Source organism: Bacillus sp. SIMBA_008, assembly GCF_046535495.1.
Classification (GTDB): domain Bacteria; phylum Bacillota; class Bacilli; order Bacillales; family Bacillaceae; genus Bacillus; species Bacillus subtilis.
On the sequence record NZ_JAWRWL010000260.1, the window covers coordinates 1 to 293 of the forward strand.

Below are 293 nucleotides of genomic sequence, written 5' to 3' on the forward strand. Positions count from 1 at the left end.
CTACCACCCTATGACGCTTGAAACGCGACAGAGCCTCGCACTCATAGTTGACGGTGCCGGGAGGAGCTTGCAAGCGTGCGACATCCTCAGAGACGTATCCACGAAGCGTGGCGAGGCGCTCGGAACGGGCCATCGCGACTATCTCGAATCGGTTCTCCTCTGGGCAGCTTCTTCGGCTAGAGCGCGTCGAATAGACGAATCACTCGCGCTCCATGAACTAGCCATCGACCAGCTATCCCGGACACTCGGCGAACGCGAGATCGGTACGCTGAAAGCAAGGGAGCAGTTGCTCC

Annotated in this window: 1 protein-coding gene; it reads left to right on the forward strand. The window is 59.4% G+C overall.

The window, feature by feature from the left end; genetic code table 11:
* Positions 1 to 293: hypothetical protein (locus tag SB658_RS23100; protein WP_410602598.1), on the forward strand; the 293-nt coding region annotated here is incomplete at both ends.